We start from the raw sequence: 15,984 nt of genomic DNA, 5'->3' as shown, positions 1-15,984 counted from the left end.
GAGCCGCTAGCTCTTCGCCCCGGCCGTCCCCCGCTCCGGCGTCGTGACCGTCCCGATCGCGAGCGCGCGCAGCGCCTCGCCCCGCGCCTCGTACTGGTCCTGCGCCGGGTGCAGCTCGCCCACGAGGCGCGTCCGGAACTTGCGGAACATCGGCAGCTTGCGGGCCACGGCCTCCGGCGCGTACGCCACGATCGGCGTCGCCTCCGCGGTGAGCCGCAGCAAGAGCCGGAGGTACGTCCCGCCGAGCACCTCGCGCTTCTGATAATGCCGCCCGCCGAGCAGCGCCCGCTCCGCCTGCGTATCGAGCGCGTCCGCGGGCAAACCCTTCTTCTCCCGGGCGAACGCCTCCCGGATCCGGTTCGACAAACCCTCGGGCACGACCGGCGCCCAGGACAAACCCGAGCGCGCGACGAACTTGTCCGCCGCCTCGACGGCCGCCTTGAGCCCCTCGTCCGTGGGCCCGACGAGCGGCGCCGCCGCGGTCGAGAGCGCCTTCAAGGTCTCCATCTCGTCGAAGGGCGTCTCGAGCTCGCCCGCCACGAGCACGATCGGCGTCGCGTATTTGCCATCGTCGCGGATCGACTGGTCCATGAGCTCGACGAGGCCGCGCTCGTCCATTCGATCGGCGCGGGCCAGGATCTCGAAAATCTCGCGGCGATCCTCGATTTCCCAGGCCTCCTTGCCGGCGAGGACGTCGTCGATCTCCTTGTCGGCGCCGCGCTGCTCGAGCTCGGAGAGCAGCCTCTTCCACGAAGGGACGCGCCGGATGCGCGGGACGAAGCTCGGCTCGAACCACACGAGGTGCAAGAGCTCGCGGACGATGACGGGCTTCTGCGCCTCCTCCTCCGCGACGAGCGAGCGGATCTCCCGGCGCGGCGCGCTCCACGGGCGCACGCCCGCCGCCTCGTTCGACGCGCCGAGCGCGCCGCCGTCGGAGGCCGAGTCCTTGGGCGCCTCCGCGACCGCCGCCGCCGCCGCGGCCGCCGCCGTGCCGAGCGTCTCGCGCCCCGGAGCCACGCCGCCGGGCGCGCCGCCGACCCACGGGCTCGGACCACGGCCGCCCTCGGACGACGTCGTGCCCGGACGAACCGGCGGCGGGACGGGCGGGGTCCGCGTCGGAGGCGCGGCGGGAATCGTGGAGACGGCGACGGGCGCAGGCACGGGCGGCGGCGCGGCGACGGGCGCGGACACGACGGGCGGGACGAACGCCGGCGTGGAAATGGGCGCGGGCTTGGGCGCGGGCGGCGACACCGAAGGCGAGACCTTGGACACGGGCGGCACGGGCGCGGGCGAGACCACGGTCCCCGGCAAGGAGCCACGCGCCGCCGCAGGCACGGGCGGAGGTTTCATCGTCGGCGGCTGCGGCGGCGTCTGGAGCGGCTGCCCCCAGGGGCGCGGCGCCGAGGTCGGCGGCTGGAGGACCGACGATTGAAATGGCAAATCGCCCGAGAGGGAGGGCTGCGGCTCGCGGGCCCCCGGGTGCAGGGGCGACGCCGAGAAGGGCAACGCCGCCCGACGCGCCGCGTCGGCCTCGACCTGGGAGATCACGTTCGTCTGGGTATGGTCCTCCTCGGAAAAACCCTTCGACTCCGAGGCGGCCATCGCCTGGACGATCTCGCCCCAGCTCAATTCGTGGCCGGGCATCTCCATGCCCACGATCACGCGCCCCGGCTCGTCGGGCCGGGCGAGCGGGATCTGCACGCGCCAGGTGAGGGTGGCGATCCCGCGATCGGTGTCGATCCAGAGGGCGTCGGCGCGCACCTTCTGGCGTTGCGCCGCCCCCTGCCCTCGGTCGACGAAGATCGCAGGGCGCACGCCCGGCAGGTTCGTGATGAGCCGCGGATGCTCCGGGTGCAGGTTCTCGAGGACGATACGCTCGTTGTCGCGCAGCGCCGAGAGGAGCTGATCCGAGGGCGCCGCATTGAAGTACGCCTCGCTCGGCCCCTCGAGCCCCACGCCCGCGGGCGGCGGCGCGCGGCCCACGAGATCGGCCCGCGAGGGCCAGCTCATCGCGATTGGCGCAAAACAAATGGGCGGCACGAAATCGTCGGGCTGCGAGACATACACCCCGAGGGGCTGCAGGTTCGGCAGCGTACGCCTGCCATAACCGTCACGCACATCGGCGCGAATGCCCACGGGGTTGTGCGTCCCGGGCCCGCCGCCTGCGCGCTCCCAGGTCAGGCGCATGCGCGTGAAGCGTGTCCCCTCCTGGAGCGAGCCGTCGGGCAGGAAGGAGCGGTCGCAAAACACCTCGATCGCCTTGTCGACCTCGCCGACGACCATGCGGGCCACGAGCGAGCGGACCGGCTGCTGTCCCGGGGCGTAGGCATAACCGACGAGCGTGACCTCGGGGCGCGGCTTCTGGGGGACGAGGTCACTCGCGGCGCGCAGGCTCCGGTTCGGGTCGTCGTCCCAGTGGTCGTCGGCCTCATTGAGGGCCTCCTGCTCGTTCGAGAGCATGGCCTCGCCGGGCTGGAGCCAATACGTGGCCTTGCAAACGACCGTGAGGACGAAGCCCCCGGCGCGCTTCTGCCACACGAGGGACCCCGTGCGCAGGGGACCGACCGAGAGGATTTGCATCGCGCCGGAGCCTATCCCAAAAGACGCGGGATCGATGGAGAAAAATAGGGATGGCCCACGCGCGGGAAGGGGACGGCGCGCTTCGCAGCGGTGCGTCATCTGCTTCCCGTTGACGCCGCCGGAGCGGGCCTTTACCCCTCGAACCATGAAGGAACCAATCTCGGGTGCGAAGGCTGGCAGGTTTCTGCTCCTCGGCCTCGGCCTCGGCCTCGGTCTCGTCGCGAGCCGGAGCGCGTCCGGGGAGCCCGCGGAGGACGATGGTGTGCCTGCAGGCATGATGGCACACGTCGAAGGCGGCGTTTGTCCCCCCGGGTGGGCGCCCGCGCCGAACGTCGAAGGACGGCTCGTCGTGGCGGTCGCCGAGGGCAAGGACGTCGGCGTGCAGGTCGGCGAGCCCCTCGCGGACCGCGAGGACCGCACACATACCCACGCCTACGAGGGCGAGCTCGCCTTGCCCTCGAAATCGATCGCGGCCGCCAACGGGGACAACCAGGCCGGGGCGAAGGCGCAGACCTACGGCCTCTCCGGGACCACGAGCCCGGGCGTCTCGGGCCTCCCTTTCGTGCAGGTGATGGCATGCGTGAAGCAATGAAGAGCACGCTCGCCGCCATTGCGATGGCCCTCGTCACCGCGTGCGCGGCCGGCACCTCCTCCACGAGCGGCGGCTCGCAGGGCGCCGGCGGGGATGGCAGCGGCGGCAGCGGCGGCGCGGGAGGTGGCCCCGGGGCGCGCGGGGACGCATTGCCGCGGAGCACGATCGGGTTTTTCCAGGTACCGGCCTGCCCGAGCGGGTGGGAGCCCTACAAGGCCGCGGCGGGCCGGACCCTCCTGCCGACGATCGGCGACGCGGCCGGCGGGACGACCGTGGGCGAGCCCCTCGTGAGCGGCGAAGAGCGGGCCCATTCGCACCGGGTGAATGCGACGTTCGACCTCGTCCCCATTTCGTATGCGGGCGTCTCGGGCGGCGGGAACGCGGGCGTCGCGGCGGCCGGAACGGCCGTGTTCGAGACGACCTCGGAGGAAGCCACCACGGGTTTGCCCTACGTGCAGCTCCTCGCGTGCAAGAAGCTGGCGGAGCCCGTGGCCGGGGGCAAACCCTTGCCGAGAGGGATGCAGATTTTTTATGACGGCCCGACCTGTCCGTCCGGCTTCCAGCAGGCCGCCGCGACGCAAGGCCGGCTCGTCGTGGGCCTGCCGAAAGGCGCACCCGCGGATCTCTCCTTCGGCGGCGAGCCCCTCTCGAGCGCGGCCCCGCGCGCGCATACCCACGGCGGCGACACCTCGCTCGCCACGGCCTCGCACGGGATCGGCCTCGTGAGCAACGGCGCCGCGACGGGGTACGCGCGAAACGATACATACACGAGCGCGACGCAGACGGACGCGAGCGAGGCGGCGCTCCCCTTCCTCGAGCTGATTCATTGCGAGAAGCTGTGACGGAGAGCGGGGCAAAGGCAGCCCGAGGCGCGGGCGCATTGCGCGAGCAGGCGCCGCTCGCCCTGCGCGAGCTCGCCGCCGGGTTTCCGGGGGCGGATCACGCGGGTCTCGTCAGCGCGATCATGCGCCTCGTCGTCGTTCTCTTCGCCGCGTCCCGGGGGCGTTTGTCCGAGGACGAGCTCGGGCGCCTGCACGCCGAGCTCACCGCGGCCGAGCGCGCCCGCGCGCCGCTTGGAGATCGTCACGAAGCCTGGCACCGTATCACCGGCCTGTTCCGCCGCCTGCACGACGGGGCCCTCGGACGAACCGGCCCCGACAAACCCGCCCGGCGCGGCTCGCTCTTCGACGCGGACGCCCATCCTTTCCTGGAAGGGCGGCTCTCCGACGCCGTCGTCTTGCGCGTCCTCGACAAACTCCTCCTCGCTTCGGGCGAGCCCCTCGCGTTCGGCGAGCTCGAGGTCGAGGGCATCGGCACCGTCTACGAGACCCTGATGGGTTTTTCCGAGGAGCGACGCCGCACCGGCGCCCATTATACCTCGCCGCTCCTCACGCGGATCATGGTCGAGCGCACGCTCTCGCCGCTCGTCCCCCCGGACGCGAGCCCCGAGGGGATCCTGCGCCTCTCCGTCTGTGATCCCGCAATGGGCTCGGGCGCGTTTCTGGTGGAGGTTTGTCGGTGGCTCGGCGATCGCCTCGTCTCCGCCTGGGAGCGCTCCCCCGCGGGCGCGCCGGCGGGCGAGGATCCACGATCGCAGGCGCGCAGGCTCGCCGCGAGGCATTGCCTCTACGGCGTGGATCGCAACCCGATCGCCGTGGACCTCGCCCGCGTCTCGTTATGGCTGCTCACGGCCGCCCCGGAGCACCCCTCTTCGTTCCTCGAAGCCACCCTGCGCCACGGCGACTCGCTCGTCGGCCTCGGGCGGGACGCCATCGAAGCCGCCTCGCCCGAGGCCGTCCGCGAGCGCGTGGCCGAGGCCGAGGCGCGCCGGAGGCGATTCTTCGCGTCGTCCGATCCAGAATGCCTCGCGGACGCCGATCGCGCCCTCGCGCCGCTCCGAGCTATGGGCGACGCCCTGCTCGGCGCCGCAGCGATCGCGGCGCGCTCTCCGTTTCACTGGGAGATCGAGCTCCCCGAGGTCTTCGGCCGCGGCGGCTTCGACGCGCTCGTGGGAAACCCGCCCTGGGTCTCGTACGCGGGCCGGGCGGCCCAGCCGCTCGCGGCCGAGCTGCGCGCGTTTTATCGAAGCACGAACCCGGCCTTCGCGGGGTATCGCAATTTGCAGGGCCTGTTCGTGTACCAATGCGCCCGCATGCTGCGCCCGGGAGGCCGGCTCGGGCTCGTCTTGCCCACCTCCATGTCCGATCTCGGCGGATACGAGCCCACGCGCCGCGCGCACGACGCGCTCTGCGCCTGCGACGAGGATCTGCCCGATTTCGGGGACGCATTCGAGGGCGTCTTCCAGCCGAGCATGGGGCTCATCTCCACGCGAAGGAGCGCGCCCTTGGCCCTCGAATCGGCCGGCGCCTGGCCCCTCTCGCGTTCGGACCTCGACGCCGAGGCCACGGCCCTGCTCGAGCGGCTCTCGGCCCTGCCGAAGCTCCCCCCGCACCTCTTCGGCGAGCGGGGCTTTCAGAGCACCGGCGACGACGTCCGGCACCTCCACGAGCGCGAGGCGCCCGACGAGCGCTTCCGCGTGGGCGTACGCGTGGGCGGGGACATCGAGCCTTTCGCGAGGCGCCCTCCGCGCCTCTATTGCGACCCGGCCGATTTCTCGGGGCGATTCCGCAAGGACGCCGAATGGCTCGCCGTGCGCCTGCTCATCCGGCAGACGGCCCGCTTCCCGATGGTCGCGCCCTCCGACGGCCTCGCCTTCCGCAACTCGATCCTGGCGGGTTTCTCGGACGAACGACACAGCGCCGCGTTCCTCCTCGGCTGGCTCAACGCCACGCCGATCCGCTGGTACCATTACATGCGGCACCGCGACGCCCGGCAAGGGATGCCGCAGGTGAAGATCACCCACCTGCGCGCGCTGCCCGCCCCGGCGGATCTCCAGTACATGCCCGCGATCGAGGCGCTCGCCGACGAGTTTGGCACGCGAAACCAGGGGATCACCCGGGCCGAGCAGGAAAAGCTCGACGAGCTCGTCGCCCTCGCGCTCGGGCTCTCGTGCCCGGAGCGCGGCCCGATCGAGCGCTGGATCCGGCCCTGAGCCTCACCCACCTCTCGTGGTCTCGCCTGGCGAGGGCGCCGCGCCGCGTGATTCGGAGGGCGCTCGCCCCCACCGCGGCAGCTCCACCCGGAAGGTCGATCCCTCGCCCTGCACGCTCTCCACGCGGACAGAGCCGCCGTGCGCCTCCACGATCTGCCGCACGATCCACAGGCCGAGCCCGAGGCCGCCGAACGACTGGTTGGAGACGGCGCGCTCGAATCGCTCGAAGATCTTGCCCTGGTCCTCGGGCGCAATGCCGACGCCGTGATCGCGGACCGTGAGGCGCGCCGCGGCCTCGTCGGCCTCGAGAGCGATCTCGATCGGCTCGCCGCGGCCATACTTGATCGCATTGCCGAGGAGGTTCGTGACCACCTGCTCGATCCGCAGCCGATCCCACGTGCCGAGGACGGGTTTGTCATGCTGGAACGTGATCGAGCACCCGGCCTCCTCGGCCTCGCGACCGAAACGCGTCACCACGTCCTGCACGAGCGCCGAGAGGTCGACCTCCTCGAGGCAGAGATCGAGCCTGCCGGCCGTGATACGCGAGACGTCGAGCAGGCGATCGATGAGCGCGGCGAGCCGCACGGCTTGCCGGTAGGCCACCTCGAGCGCCGGCCCCATGCGCTCCTGGTGGACCCCGGCGCGCGCGTCGCGCACGAGGCGCTCGAGCTGGAGCTTGAGCGGCGTGAGCGGCGTGCGGAGCTCGTGCGAGGCAATGGCGAGGAAATCGTCGCGCGCCGAGATCGCCTCCATCGCCTCGTGGAAGCGGGTCGCATTGCCGATGGCCTGCGCCTCCAGCCGCTCGGCTTGCTCACGGATGCGATTCTCCGCGAGCTTGAGCGGCGTCACGTCCACGTCCATGCAGACGAACTCGCAGGCCCCCGTGATCGTGGGGATCGAAAAGATCGTCGAGTACACCCAGACCTCGCGGCCGTCCTTGCGGTGGCACGACCATTCCGTGGGCCCGCTCGGCTTGCCCGTGCGCCCGATCTCCGCGAGCGTCTCCACGAACGTCCGCGTCGAGGCCTCGTCCAGCATCACGGCGTCGAGCGTCTTGCCGACAGCCTCCACTTCGGACCAGCCAAAAAGGCGCTCGGCGGCGCGGTTCCAGTAGAGCACGCGGCCCTCGGCGTCATACCCCTCGATCGCGACGCTCGGCGTATTTGCGACGATCGCGCGGAGCCGCGCCTCGGCGTGGTCGACCGCCGCCGCCGCGACCTGCGCCGCCGAGGCGTCCTGGAAGGTCACGACGCCCCCGCGGACCCGGCCCCCCTCGCCCACGATCGGCCGGGCAGAGACGACGACGTGGATCCCCTGCGGCGCGCGCGGGTTTTTCACATAAAGGAGGACGTCGTCCACGCGCTCGCCCGAGAGCGCCCGCAGGAGCGGGACGTCATGGGTGGGGCAAGGCGTCCGTTCGTCCGGCAAGAAAATGCCAAAAGCCTCGACCCACGCTCCCGCCGGGGCGTCGACCGGGAGCCCGATCAGGCGCGCCGCGGCGCGGTTCCACGCGACGATCCGCTTGGTCTCGTCGGCCACGATGATCGCCTCGTCCAGAACGTCGAGGGCGCCACGGACAAGGGCGATCTCCGCTTGCAGTTCACGAACGCTGGAGAAGACGTCTTCCGCCATGAGCTCCTCGCAGCGCTCCTCGCACGCGAATACATCCCGCGTCAACAGTGAATCCGCTCGCTACGCTCGCGCTCGCTCCTGCGTACCCCGTGAGGGACGTGGTATCGACAGCGGGAGTTGTCGAGGGAGGGTCGCACCTTCCACGCGGACGGACGCCCCCATCCATACGCGGGCCACCCGGCGCGGGCCGCCGAGCGCTCACGGCCCGTACCAGATCGGCGAGCTCCAGGCGCGGTGCTGCACGGTCTTCGGCACGCTCGGGTCCGCGCACGCCGGGGGCGCCGCTGCGGGATCGAGCCCGTTGCATTCGTACGTGCTGTAACGACAGCTCGGCACCTCGACGGCGCGCGCATAATAAAAAGCTCGCTCCTTCGGGTCGAAATCGGGGTCGGCCCAGACCACGCAGAGCTCGTCGGCGCCCTGGGCCAGGACGGCGCAGGTCGAGGTATCCACGGCCGGCTCCGCGGCGGGCGTGCCCGCGACGTCGTAGACCTTCTCGTACACCTTCCCCTCGCGCACGTACCCCTTGATGATCTGGAGCCGCTCGAGGGGCCGGCCCGGCCAGCTCGCCGTGCCCGGATCGGCGCTCGCTTGCACGAAAAAGGTCGGCTCCGAGCCCGACGAGGCGCCGAGCGCGCCGCCCATGGGCACGCCCGCCGCGTAGGCCTCTTCGAGTCGCTCGGGCCGGCCGCAGAGGCCCGCGTCGTACCCGAAGCCGCCGAAGAAGCGGATCGGAATGCGGGGGCCGCTCGTGGCGAAGGTCTCGCGGCGGCGGATCGCCGCGAAGATGGCCTCGCGCGTGTTCTCCTCGGCCCAGACCGCGGCGAGCCCGCCGGGGTTGTTGATGACGCCGTCGTGTGTCTCCGTGCCGGCGCCGAGGCGTTTGTCCGGGGTGTCGTCCACGAGCCCGACGTGCCCGGGAAAACCCACGCTGGAGGTGTTCCCGGGCGTGCCGTTGTGGGTGTCGGTCGAGCCGATGAGGCCGAATCGAAAGGGGTTCGTCCCGAGGCGTTCGGCCTCGAGGAGCCCGGTCTTCAGGACGTACCGCAAGAAATCGTGCCGGTGCGTGCAGCCCCAGAGGCGCATGCCCCCTGAGCCGGGTTTGTCCCCGCATTGCAGGTCCTCGGGGGGCCGGAGCTCCTCGAACTCGCAGAGCGGATCGACGTCCGCCTCGACGTCGAGGAAGCCATTGCGGCACTCGCTCGATCCTTTGTGCTGAAAGATCTCCGCGACGGGCTCCATCTCCGCCCGCAGGGACGCGCGCGCGGCCTCCTCCTCGATCGTCGCGCCGCCCGGGTAGGTGGGATCGAAGAGCCGGCCGTTCGAGAGGTTCGAGTTGTGCGGGAGGACGAGCACGTCGCAGCCATTCTCCGCGCCCTTGCAGCCGTCCCGGAGCTGCTCCCAGAGGTCGAGCGGCGTCGGGGCCTCGAAATAGGTGACGGGCAACTCGGGCACGACGTCGTTCGCGAAGATGACGTTCCGGTGCAGGTTCGAGATGCCGAACGTATTCGTGTATTCGTACCCGACGAACGTGGTGAACGAGCAGGCCGCGCTTCGATCGTAGGCCGCCTCGGCCGCGTCCTGCATGGCCTGCCAGCGCTCCTTCGCCGCGGCCTCGCAGTCCTTGCCCTCGCCGCAGAGCTCCGCCACGCGCGTCGGGTTCGGCTGGGAGAGGCGCACGGCGAACGTGGAGGCCCCCTGCCCGACCTCCTCGCGATACGTCTGGCAGGTGAACGTGTCGTATTTGGGCGAGCTCGGCGTCATGCAATGGTACATCTCGCCGAGGAACTCGCCGTGATCGGTGACGGCCACGAAATCGAGCGGCCTGTCGATCCGCGCCTCGCGCGTCCCCTTCCCCGCCGCGTCGAGCGGAGGCAACAAGGTGGCCTCGCCGCGCGCGAAACGATACGCGTCGGCCGGCGTGACCACGGTGTCGTAGGAGCGCGCGTCGAAGGAGAATGCCGTGTGCACGTGGAGGTCGCCGTAGAGCGGGACCTTCGTGGGCACGCTCTCGGCGCAAGCTTCGCGCGGGCGCGGCGCGCGCGGGGGCGTCGCGGGGGGAGGCGCCTCCGCGCATCCATCGACGAGCAGAGCCGAAAACAGGACGAACGAGACGATCCTCACGCGGCGATGAAATACGGATTGCGCCTCCGCGTCAAGCTCCGCAGCCCGGCACGGTGACGTCGACGTCGAGCACCGCCGCGGCCGTGACGCGCGTCTCCTGGGGAGGACGTTTGCCCTTCGCCGCGGTGGTGAGCTTCATGGAGGGCGCGACGACGTAAGGCTTCAGCTCGGCCCCGGACATGACGAGCTCGATCGACGTCTGACCCTTGGGCACGGGGGCGAGCTCGGCCACGAGCACCCTTTCTTGCCCTTCGGTCTCGGCGTAAAACGCGAGCGACTCGAGGAAATCGAAATTCGCCCCGGAGGGCCCGTCGATGACGAGCGCGAGGGAGATCATGCGCACCGAATCGACGTCGTCCTTCGTGACGCCCTGGTTGTCGAGCTCCTGCGTCAGGTTGATGCTCTGAAATTCCTCGAAGGCGAGGACGCCGAGCAGCTCGTCGAGGACCGTCCCGGCGGGGATCGTGGCCTTGGCGGCGACGTCCACCTCGAAATTGTCGAGGTCGTCGCAGCTCGTCACGGCGGCCGCGGCCACCGCGAGGAGGAGGTTCTGAAGAGCGACGCGTCGATTCATCCGAGCACCTCAGTTCATGAACGCACCGCGATCCCAGGCCCCCGCCTGGGGCCGCGGCAATTGCACGAGGTCCGTCGTGACCGAGCCGTACGTGGCCTGGTTGTAGACGTTTTTCCCGGTGCCGTCCCCCTGGCCGCCCGATTTCAGGTTGAAATCGCCGGCCGTCGCGTTGACGAAGACGCTCATGACCGTGGCCGAGCCCGGCGTCTCGTTGCCGCTCACGATCACCGGGGCCGGCGTGCTCAAGAGGTTGTTGGTGAACCCGAAGACGAGGTTGTTCTCGGCCGAGTCGAACGATACGCCCGCGCCCGAGCCGAGGTTCACCGCCGTGCTGCCGCCCGTCATGCTGAAGAGGATGTTGTTCGTCAGCCGCCAGCGCATCTTGCCGCTCGACGCGCCGGTGCCCCAGAGGCCGTAGGTCCGGGCGAGCATCGTGTTGTTCGTGAAGATCAGGTTGAAATCGACGCCGCCGGTGCTGCCCAGGAAATTGACGATGTAGGCATTGTTGCTCGCCGCCTCGAGCAGGTTGTTCTTGGCGACGAGGGAGGCCACGCTCGTCGTATTCGGGCCCGACCCGTTGATCACGTAGGTCGTGGCGCCGCTGCTCTTGCCCTCGACGCAAATGCGATTCGAATCGAGGATCGTCGCGCCCCGCTGATTGCCGAACTGGATGGCCGCGTGCGTGTTCGACGTCGTGGAGCGGGCATACACGTCGTTGCCGAAGATCTTCGACGTGCTCCCCGGGCAGGCCGTCGCGCCGAGGGCCGCGGAGTTCGTGGCGCTCCCGCCGAACAGGGTCTGCACGTAATTGCGCACGAACGTGCCGGCGCGGAGGTTGTGCTGCGTGCCCGAGGTCGTGGGCGTCGCCATCATCCGGAAGCCGCCCCAGACCGCCTTGTTGTGGTCGAGCGTGAGCTGCCCGTAAAACGCCGTGGGGTAGGTGTCCGGGCTCCAGTTCACGAAATTGGAGCTGAACCCGCCCTTGATCGTGAGCTCCTTGGCCACGACGACCGAGGTCGACGCGTAGCCGCCCTGCGCGACGAGGATGGTGCTGCCCGCGGGCGCCATCGCGATCGCCTTGCAGAGCGTCGACCAGGCCTTCGCGGGGCTCTTGCCGTCGTTGTTGTCATTGCCGCCCGAGGCATTAACGTAATATTTCACGGCCGTCTCGGCGATCGAGATGGGCAGGCTCGCGCTGGGCGGGAAGACCTGCTCGCAGCTCGTCGTGAGCGGGCTTTGACCAGGGATCGCGAAGCTCGTGCAGCTCCCCGAGGGGATCGTGCTCGACCCGCACGCGCCGCAGGCGAGGGCCTCGTCGACGTCGCCGTCGCAATCGTTGTCGAGGCCGTCGCAGACCTCCGCCGACGGCTGCACGTTCTGCACGCAGGTGAGGACGCCGCCCTGGCACGTCTCGGTGCCCGCCGCGCAGACGCCCTTGTTGAAGGAGAGCGTGCACGCGGCGCCGCCGTTCGGGTTCCCCTCGTCGATTTGCCCGTCGCAGTCGTTGTCCTTGTTGTCGCAATACTCCATCTCGGGGAGCTTCTTCTGCTTGCACTGGAGCTCGCCCATCACGCAGAGCGTGAACCCGTCGGCGCACTCGCCCGGGATCCCCGTCGTGCACGGCATGTCCGCGTCCACGCCGTGCGTATCGATCTCGCCGTCGCAGTCGTTGTCCTTGCCGTCGCAGATCTCGTCCTTCGGGCCCGGCGCGGCGCAGATCAAGGAGCCCATGAAGCAGAGCGTCGAGCCGAACCCGCACTCGCCGAGCTGACCCGTCGGGCAGGTGATGCCGCCGCCGGGGTTCTCCTCGTCCGACATGCCGTCGCAATCGTCGTCCGCGCCGTTGCACGTCTCCATCGTGGGCTTCGCGTCGGGCACGCAGTAGAGGCCGCCGCCTTCACAATGGTATGTCCCCATGGCACATTGCCCGGGCAATCCCGACATGCAGGACCCACCTCCGCCCGGGTCGCCGTTGTCGACGACGCCGTTGCAGTCGTCGTCCTGGCCGTTGCATATCTCCGGGGCGGGGTCCTTCGGCGTGCATTCGGGTTCGCCGCCGCCGGGGTTGCAGGTGGACACGGTCACCTGGCAGGCGCCCTCGCCGCAGACGATCTCCGGGAAGCTGTCGTCGACGACGTTGTCGCAATCGTCGTCGAGCGCATTACACGTCTCCGCCGCGGGGAGCACGTCCCCCGCGCAGGGCCCCCAGGTGTTCTCCGCGACGCAGGTCTGCGAGCCGTCCTTGCACGCGCCGATGTTCCGCGTGTCCGGCGCGCCGGTGTAACAGGCCTGCGTATCGCCGACCTTGCAAGGGCACCCCTCGTCGACCTGACCATTGCAGTTGTCGTCGATGCCGTTGTTGACGTCGTCGCAGAGCTCGTCCTCCGGAGGCGAACCCGGCACGCACGGCACGGTCATGCCGTCCACGCAGCCCTCGACGGTCACCTGACAGACGCCATCTCCGCAGCTCACGAGCGGCAGGTCGTCGATCGTGCCGTTGCAATCGTCGTCGACCCCGTCGCAGGCCGTCTCCACGGCCGCGCACGCCGCCCCGCCGCTGCCGCCTTGACCTCCGGCGCCGCCCAGACCGCCCATGCCGCCCGCGCCGCTCGTCCCGCCGGACCCCGTCTGCACGAGCACCGGCTCGTCGACGCCCAGGGCTGCATTGCACCCGAAAGCCCCCGCCCCAACCCCCACGAGCACGAGCCCAAGCACCGATGCACGCCGCATGACCGAGTTCCCTTTCGGGCGCTAGAACCGACCCGTCCAAAGAAAAGAAGAAGGACCCAGGATGATCGAGGAGGTCTGCGTCTTCGAACGCTTCGGCGCGGTCAAGAAGAGCGCGAGCCCGCCGGCGAACGCGACGCCGCCCGCCACGAAGAGCCCCGTGGAGAGGTTGCCCGATTGATAGGCGTCCTTCCGCGCGTCGTAACCGAGCTCGTTGCAGACGTTGCCATTGCAATGCCCGTCGATCTCGCTCTCGTCGCGCTTCTGCATCGCCCGGACGCCGAAATACGCGCCCACCGCGCCCGCGCCGAGCCCCGCGACCCCGAGCCCGAGGCCGATGGCGCGCTGGGTGCTGAAAAAACCGTCCTTCGGCGCCTCCGGGATCCGATCGGGCGCAGGGCTCACCCGGGGCCCTTGGGCAGGGTCCAGAAACGGCGTCGAGGGCGGCGTCCCCAGGCCCGAGGCCGGCTCGTTTTGCTGCGCCTCCGGCGGCTTCTTCGGCTCGGGCTGCGGAGCAGCCTCGTCCTCGAGCGCCTGCACCGCGACCGTGAGCTCCGCGCCCTCGGCGATCGCCAGGCCCTTCTCCCAGGGCTTCTTGCCGGGCGCGCTCGCGTCGATCACGTGCTCGCCACGCTCGGTCGGGATACGCGTCCCGAAGACCTCTCGCGTGATCGGCACCCCGTCCAGCGTGACCACCAAGTTTGGCAGCGCGGCGACCGCCTCCGGCACGGCGATCGTGATCCAGCCGAGCCGCGGCTCGAGCTCGCCCATCCGCGCCTTCGCCTCGTCCCCGCGCTTGCGGGCCGTCGACGTCTCGGTGAAGCTCTTCGACGTCGCGACGATACGCGCCGCGTCGTCCACGATGGCCCGATACGTCTCCCAGGCCCGCGCGAGCCGCCCCATTTTGCGATAACAATCGCCGAGGCCCACGCGCGCGCCGAGCCCGGGGCGCAAGCGCACGACCTCCTCGTATTTCGGGCACGCCGTCGCGTAATCCCCCGCGATGAAGGCCGCGCGCGCCTCCTGGAAGAGCGCGTTCACCTTCGCGTCGCCCGCCGGATCGGCCGCGCCCGCGCCCGCCGCGACGAGGACGACCCCGAGCGCGACGAACGAACGAACGAACCACGCGCTGGGTTTTCCGGACGTCTTGGGCAAGGGCGTCTCCTAATCGATCGATGCCGGGGGCTCGAAGGGCTTCCGGGGCGGCTTCGTCGTCGCCGTCGCCGTGCCCTTCGGGAAGGGGGAAGCCGTACGAGCCGGCTGCGTGTACGAATTGGTTTTTCCGGGCAATACCGTCGTGGGCGCGGCCGTGGGCGCCTCGGGCGCCGGAGGGGGAGGGGCGAGGTCCAGCGGCGCGACGGCGGCCTGCGTCGTGGCCGCGGCGGGCACGGTGGGCGCCTCGCCCGGCGCGATCGGCGGCAGGCGCACGGCTTCGGGCAAACCCGCGCGGGCGACCGAGAGCGGCGCCTCGACGCCCACCGCCTTCAGCACCACGACGCCGCTCACGACCGTGAGCAAGGAGCAAGCGAGCGCGACGAGCCCCGCCGTCGTCCAGCGCGACCGCGGCGGCGGCGCGGGCGGCGTCGAGGCCTGGATCAAGGCCACGGACGCGCGGGTCGTGGACGCCTCCTCGAGCGGACGCTCCGGCGCGTCCGAGCGCCGCACGAGCGGGATCGTCAGGTTCATGCGGAACGAGTCCGGCCCCGACTCCGCGTACTGATCGCGCAGCTCGGCGATCGCCTCGGTCGCGCGCTGGAACCGATCCTCGGGGTGCAAGGCCGTCGCGCGCGCGAACCAGCCGTCGAACCAGGCCGGCAAGACCATGCCGCGGCGGCGAAGCGCGCGCGCCGACGGCATCTCCTCCGGCCCCTCGACGACGCGGCGGATGAGCGCGTACACGCCGTGCTCGCGCGCGTCCTCCTGCCAGTACGCCTCGCCGGTGAGCATCGTGTAGGTGATGTGGCCGAGCGCGTGGATGTCGGTCGCCGGCCCGATCTGGCTCGACTTGCCGGCGATCTGCTCGGGGGCCATGTACGTTGGTGTACCAACGGCCTGGGTCATGTTCGAGTTCGTGCCCTCGGAGACGATCTTCGCGATGCCGAAATCGAGGATCTTCACGCAGGGCGAGCCGTCGTCGCGCTCCGTGATGAACAGGTTGCCCGGCTTGAGATCACGGTGGACGATGCCCGCGGCGTGGGCCTTGTCGAGCGCGAACGCGACCTGGCCGAGGTAGACGAGCGCCTCGTCGATCGGGATGTGGCCGCGCTTCTTCAGCATCGCGCCGACCTCCTCGCCGTGCAGGAGCTCCATCACGAGGAACGGCATGCTCGTGGTCTGGTCGATGCCCGCGTCGGTCACGCGCACGACGTGATCGCTCCGGAGCTCGCCGGTGATCCGCGCCTCCTGCGCGAAGCGCTCCCGCAAGACCGCGTCCTCGAGCACGCCGGGCAGCATCACCTTGAGCGCGCACAGGCCGTGGGTGCGCTCGTCGCGCGCCTCGTGGACCGCGCCCATCGCGCCCGCTTTGATGCCCCGAAGGACACGATAACGCTCGTGAAATAGCGTTCCAGTCGGGAGAAAGACCACGCTCGGGGCGCCCATGCCGTCCTCGGGTTATCCCCCATTATGCCAGAGTTCCGGCGCCCTGGACCAAGATCCTGCGCTCCGCGGACGATCCGATCCCCCACCGCCGTCTGGCGAACC

At 70.5% G+C, this 15,984-nt stretch carries 10 protein-coding genes; 3 read left to right on the top strand and 7 right to left on the bottom strand.

Annotation, left to right across the window (positions count from 1 at the left end):
• Positions 1-6 precede the first annotated feature (6 nt).
• The gene (locus tag GF068_RS46590; protein ID WP_170319830.1) at positions 7-2,580 is read right to left on the bottom strand and encodes a DUF2169 family type VI secretion system accessory protein; all 2,574 of its coding nucleotides are present in this window, start codon (positions 2,578-2,580) and stop codon (positions 7-9) included.
• 145 nt (positions 2,581-2,725) lie between these two features.
• Between GF068_RS46590 and GF068_RS33145 the strand changes: the two genes are divergently transcribed.
• From GF068_RS33145 to GF068_RS33135, 3 genes are read left to right on the top strand one after another with little or no spacing between them, the layout of a single operon-like run.
• A complete protein-coding gene (locus GF068_RS33145; protein WP_170319829.1) occupies positions 2,726-3,172 on the top strand; it encodes a hypothetical protein in 447 nt (148 codons plus the stop codon).
• A complete protein-coding gene (locus GF068_RS33140; RefSeq protein WP_153823535.1) occupies positions 3,169-4,014 on the top strand; it encodes a hypothetical protein in 846 nt (281 codons plus the stop codon). The genes GF068_RS33145 and GF068_RS33140 overlap by 4 nt, the downstream gene beginning before the upstream one ends.
• Positions 3,999-6,224 carry an Eco57I restriction-modification methylase domain-containing protein gene (locus GF068_RS33135; RefSeq protein WP_170319828.1) on the top strand — a complete coding sequence of 742 codons (2,226 nt, stop codon included), beginning with the start codon at positions 3,999-4,001 and terminating at the stop codon, positions 6,222-6,224. The genes GF068_RS33140 and GF068_RS33135 overlap by 16 nt, the downstream gene beginning before the upstream one ends.
• 3 nt (positions 6,225-6,227) lie before the next feature.
• Here the strand turns inward: GF068_RS33135 and GF068_RS33130 are convergent, their stop codons facing one another.
• From GF068_RS33130 to GF068_RS33105, 6 genes are all read right to left on the bottom strand, one after another.
• Positions 6,228-7,856 (bottom strand): sensor histidine kinase, encoded by a 1,629-nt coding sequence (locus GF068_RS33130; protein WP_153823533.1) that lies wholly within the window; start codon positions 7,854-7,856, stop codon positions 6,228-6,230.
• A 198-nt stretch (positions 7,857-8,054) separates the two neighbouring features.
• Positions 8,055-9,980 carry a DUF3604 domain-containing protein gene (locus GF068_RS33125; RefSeq protein ID WP_153823532.1) on the bottom strand — a complete coding sequence of 642 codons (1,926 nt, stop codon included), beginning with the start codon at positions 9,978-9,980 and terminating at the stop codon, positions 8,055-8,057.
• Between the two features lie 31 nt (positions 9,981-10,011).
• Entirely contained in the window at positions 10,012-10,554 is a 543-nt protein-coding gene (locus GF068_RS33120) for a hypothetical protein (protein WP_153823531.1), read from the bottom strand.
• A gap of 9 nt (positions 10,555-10,563) precedes the next feature.
• A complete protein-coding gene (locus GF068_RS33115; RefSeq protein WP_153823530.1) occupies positions 10,564-13,284 on the bottom strand; it encodes a MopE-related protein in 2,721 nt (906 codons plus the stop codon).
• Between the two features lie 21 nt (positions 13,285-13,305).
• Positions 13,306-14,436 carry a tetratricopeptide repeat protein gene (locus GF068_RS33110; protein WP_153823529.1) on the bottom strand — a complete coding sequence of 377 codons (1,131 nt, stop codon included), beginning with the start codon at positions 14,434-14,436 and terminating at the stop codon, positions 13,306-13,308.
• 9 nt (positions 14,437-14,445) lie between these two features.
• Entirely contained in the window at positions 14,446-15,882 is a 1,437-nt protein-coding gene (locus tag GF068_RS33105) for a serine/threonine protein kinase (RefSeq protein ID WP_153823528.1), read from the bottom strand.
• Positions 15,883-15,984: the final 102 nt, after the last annotated feature.

The organism is Polyangium spumosum, assembly GCF_009649845.1.
In the GTDB taxonomy this organism is placed as follows: Bacteria; Myxococcota_A; Polyangia; order Polyangiales; family Polyangiaceae; genus Polyangium; species Polyangium spumosum.
This window is presented reverse-complemented; position numbering and strand designations above follow the sequence as displayed.

Bases quoted from the DNA above. Each gene is read 5' to 3' on its own strand.
- GF068_RS46590 (WP_170319830.1), bottom strand. From the start codon at position 2,580: ATGCAAATCCTCTCGGTCGGTCCCCTGCGCACGGGGTCCCTCGTGTGG.
- GF068_RS33115 (WP_153823530.1), bottom strand. From the start codon at position 13,284: ATGCGGCGTGCATCGGTGCTTGGGCTCGTGCTCGTGGGGGTTGGGGCG.
- GF068_RS33105 (WP_153823528.1), bottom strand. From the start codon at position 15,882: ATGGGCGCCCCGAGCGTGGTCTTTCTCCCGACTGGAACGCTATTTCAC.
- GF068_RS33140 (WP_153823535.1), top strand. From the start codon at position 3,169: ATGAAGAGCACGCTCGCCGCCATTGCGATGGCCCTCGTCACCGCGTGC.
- GF068_RS33130 (WP_153823533.1), bottom strand. From the start codon at position 7,856: ATGGCGGAAGACGTCTTCTCCAGCGTTCGTGAACTGCAAGCGGAGATC.
- GF068_RS33120 (WP_153823531.1), bottom strand. From the start codon at position 10,554: ATGAATCGACGCGTCGCTCTTCAGAACCTCCTCCTCGCGGTGGCCGCG.
- GF068_RS33145 (WP_170319829.1), top strand. From the start codon at position 2,726: ATGAAGGAACCAATCTCGGGTGCGAAGGCTGGCAGGTTTCTGCTCCTC.